The 3,666-nt window shown below is 61.4% G+C and carries 4 protein-coding genes; all 4 read left to right on the top strand.

Going from position 1 to position 3,666, the window contains the following annotated elements; genetic code table 11:
* The coding region (cpaB, locus tag EN935_RS26350) for a Flp pilus assembly protein CpaB (RefSeq protein WP_127373768.1) at window positions 1-727 on the top strand (727 nt) is incomplete at its 5' end.
* A gap of 54 nt (window positions 728-781) precedes the next feature.
* Window positions 782-2,230, top strand: a complete 1,449-nt coding sequence (locus EN935_RS26345) for a type II and III secretion system protein family protein (RefSeq protein ID WP_127262124.1) — start codon at window positions 782-784, stop codon at window positions 2,228-2,230.
* The gene (locus tag EN935_RS26340; RefSeq protein WP_126067904.1) at window positions 2,217-2,513 is read left to right on the top strand and encodes a hypothetical protein; all 297 of its coding nucleotides are present in this window, start codon (window positions 2,217-2,219) and stop codon (window positions 2,511-2,513) included. The genes EN935_RS26345 and EN935_RS26340 overlap by 14 nt, the downstream gene beginning before the upstream one ends.
* Before the next feature lie 71 nt (window positions 2,514-2,584).
* Window positions 2,585-3,666: pilus assembly protein TadG-related protein (locus tag EN935_RS26335; RefSeq protein ID WP_127373767.1), on the top strand; the 1,082-nt coding region annotated here is incomplete at its 3' end.

Here is a 3,666-nt window from a genome sequence, read left to right as displayed (position 1 = left end):
CGCCACCAAGATCACCGGCCCCGGCCAGCGCGCCACGCTTTCGGCGGTGCGCGGCGAAGGCATGAAGGCCGTTTCCATCCGCGTCAATGACGTGCTCGGCGTCGCCGGCTTTGTTTTCCCGGGCGACCGGGTCGATGTCTTGCTGACGCGAACCGAGCGCGGCGACGGCGACGACAAGAGTTTCGTCGACGTGCTGCTGCAGAGCATGAAGGTGCTTGCCGTCGACCAGGTTGCCGATGTGAGCAAGGATAGCCCGACCGTCGTCAAATCGGTGACGCTCGAGGCCAGCACCAAGGATGCGCAGAAGCTGACCCTGGCAGCCGGCGCCGGCCAATTGTCGCTGGCGCTTCGCCAGGCCGCGGCAAGTAAGGGCGAGACGACCGAGCGGGTGACGCTTTCCGACCTGACCGGCGAAACGCCGGCAGACGTCGCCGCCAGGCAGGCGGAACTCGACAGGAAAGCAGCAGCGGAAGCCGAGGCTGCAGCAGAGCGCAAACGCGCGGACGACAAGATCGCCGGCCTCGCCCAGGCCGTAGAGCGAGTGGGAAGCAAGCTCGACGATCTAAGCAAGGTTAAGCCGGCTCCGGCCGTGGTGTCTGCACCCGAAGTCCGGGAAGTCGTCAAGGAAGTGGTCAAATACGTGACCCCCGAGCCGCCGGCACGGGCGACCGTCGGCGTTTTTCGGGGTGTAAAACTCGAGACATATGACGTGCCGCGACAACCATGATAAGGTGCGGCTAATAAAATGGGGCTGCCACAGGCAGCGATTGGGGAGACGGGGATGCAGGGGTCTTGGTTGAGGATGGCGGTGGCGGCCGCGTTGCCTTGTCTGGCAGCGCTGCTGCTGTCGAGCCTGGCGGCCGATGCGGCCGACCGCTTCATCGATGTATCGACCCCCAGCGTTCATCGTATCTTCCTGCCGATGTCGCAGTCGGTTACCGTCCAGGTGAGTGCCAATCTGGGTGACATCGTCGTCGGCGACGAGAAGATTGCCGATGCCCAGCCGATGACCGACCGGACGCTTTATGTCATCGGCAAGGGCGCCGGCACCACCACGGTCAATCTGTTCTCGCCTGAGAAGCGCTCGCTCGGCGCCCTCCAGATCGAGGTCGGCGTCGATGTCAGCGACATGGCGCAGGCGATCCGGCAGGTGGCGCCAAAATCGCGCATCGAAGTGGGCTCGGTCAATGGCAGGGTCAGGCTCGGCGGTCATGTCAAGGACGGCGCCACGCTGGCGGCAATCATGGAAGTTGCGCAGCAATATGGTCCCGATGCCATCATCAACTCCGTTGTCGTCGACGACAGCCAGCAGGTCAATCTGGAGGTGCGCGTGCTGGAAGCCAAGCGCAACGCCGGCCGAGATCTCGGCGTGTCAATCAGGAGCAGGAACGGCGATGCTACGACCCGCATCGGAACGGGCAGTGCCGCCGTCGACGAGGACAATGTGATAGCCGGAACGGGCAATGTTATCACCGGCCTGTTGTCGAACAGCAACCCCTTCGCGGCGCTGATCACCCGCGTCATTGACAGCAACATCAAAGTCGATTTGGTCATCGAGGCACTTGAGGCCAAGGGCGTGGTGCGCACGCTGGCCGAGCCGAACCTCACCACGCTTTCCGGCGAGCAAGCCAGCTTCAACGCCGGCGGCCAGGTACCGATCCGCAGCGTCAACAAGGATGGCGAGGTCCAGATCGAGTACAAGCAATTCGGCGTCAATCTTCAGTTCACGCCTATCGTACTTGACGACGGCAAGATCCATATGAGCCTTGCGCCGGAGGTCAGCGACCTGACCGGCTTCACCACGGCCGGCGATCCGATCTTCACCAACCGCAAGCTGGAAACCGTTGTCGAACTGCGCGACGGCCAGAGCTTCGCGGTCGGCGGGCTGCTGTCCAGCAAGACCACCAAGCTGCAGAACCAGGTGCCATGGCTCGGCCAGGTACCAATTATCGGGACGCTGTTCCGCAATTCGAGCAACCAGAAAGAAGAGACCGAACTGGTGGTCATCGTCACGCCGCACATCGTGCGGCCGGTGAAGCCTGGCGAACAACTGGCGACGCCGTTCGACAAGACGAGGCCGGCCAACGATCCGGAATTCTTCGTGCTTGGTCAGCTCGAAGTGAACAAAGACATGATCCGAAAGTATGAAACGGGCGACGGCGTCACCGGCCCCTATGGCCACATGCTCGACTTCAAATCGAAGGACAAGATGCTCTATGTCAAGAAATAGCGCCTTGATCCTCATTCTGTGCGCCGGTGCGCTGTCGGGCTGCGCCGCGGACTATCTGAACCATTACGATTCGGTGACCCTGGCCGCCGGCGAGACGCAGAAATTCAATTCGATGCTGCAGACGGTCGACCCGCTCAATCCGGCGTCCCGGAATACACATATCGAAGGCGACGGCGCGCGTGCTGCCGCTGTTGCCCACAGCTACAAATTTCCACCGCCACCGCCGCCACCGCCGGCGATCACGGTCAATGTCGGCGGGTCTGGTGTGACGACGTCGCAGTGAGCTGAACGGAAGGATGCGGAGGGCGCCGGGCATGCGAGGGGCCCTGGCGCAGGAAAGCAGAGAGTAGGGTCATGTTGGGGACCATTCGAGCCTTCTGGAACGATCAACGCGGCGTAGCGATGATCCTGGTGGCCATCATGCTGCCCGTGCTTATCGGCTTTTCGCTGCTGGCCATCGATATGAGCCGAGTCAATGGGCTCCATAACGATCTGCAGAAGGGTGTTGACGCGATGGCGCTTGCTGCCGCGGCGGAACTCGACGGCAATGTGGATGCGATCACCCGGGCCAACCGGGCCGTCACCACACTCGTGGCCAACAGTACGCTGTTTTCGACATCAGGTGATCACCCAATCGTCTTGGCTGACGTAACGGTCACCTATCTGACCGGGATTCCGGCGAGCGATGACATCACGCTGACTGCCGCAGGTGTCGACTCAAATGCCCAGAACTGGGCCAGCACCGATCCCAAGGTTGTCAGGTTTGCCGAAGTGACCGTGAACGCGTCAGGCGCGACGGACGGCGCGGGCGCCTTCGCGACGATTTTTCCAGCCAGCCTCGTCGGCAGCACGGAAAAGATGGACATTCGGCCACAAGCGGTGGCGGGATTCACCAACGCGTTGTGTCAGTTCACGCCGATGTTCATCTGCAATCCTTTCACCAATAGCGCGACGTCCCTGAGCGATCTGCAGGCGGCCGTAGCAGGAACAAAGAAGCCGATGATCTGGCTGAAAGAGCAGACTGGCGGCAACAGCGCCCAATACGGTCCGGGCAATTACGGCTTCCTGTCGTCACCCGAGGGCGACAAGAATACGGCTGCGATTACCGAAATGTTCGCTGTCACCAATCCGCCCGCCTGCTACGACCAGAGTGGGGTGACCACCCGTCCGGGCAACATTCCTCCGGTCGATAAAGGCATCAATACGCGCTTCGACATTTACGACAATGGTGGCCCCTACAAGACCGATCCGGCCATCAACCCGCCTGCGCCGAATGTCAGAAAAGGCATGGACGTCCAAAACGCAGGCAAGAACAATTGCAGTTACACAGCCCCCAGTACCGGGCAGGTCAAGAATTTTATGGCGGTGCCCCGAGACAATTGTTTCGCGACCACATGTTCAAACGCTGGAAGTCTTGGCGACGGCAACTGGAATTT

It is taken from the genome of Mesorhizobium sp. M7D.F.Ca.US.004.03.1.1 (assembly GCF_003998635.1).
Lineage (GTDB): Bacteria > Pseudomonadota > Alphaproteobacteria > Rhizobiales > Rhizobiaceae > Mesorhizobium > Mesorhizobium loti.
Note: the sequence above shows the minus strand (reverse complement) of the source record. Positions and strands in the feature narration are given on the sequence as shown.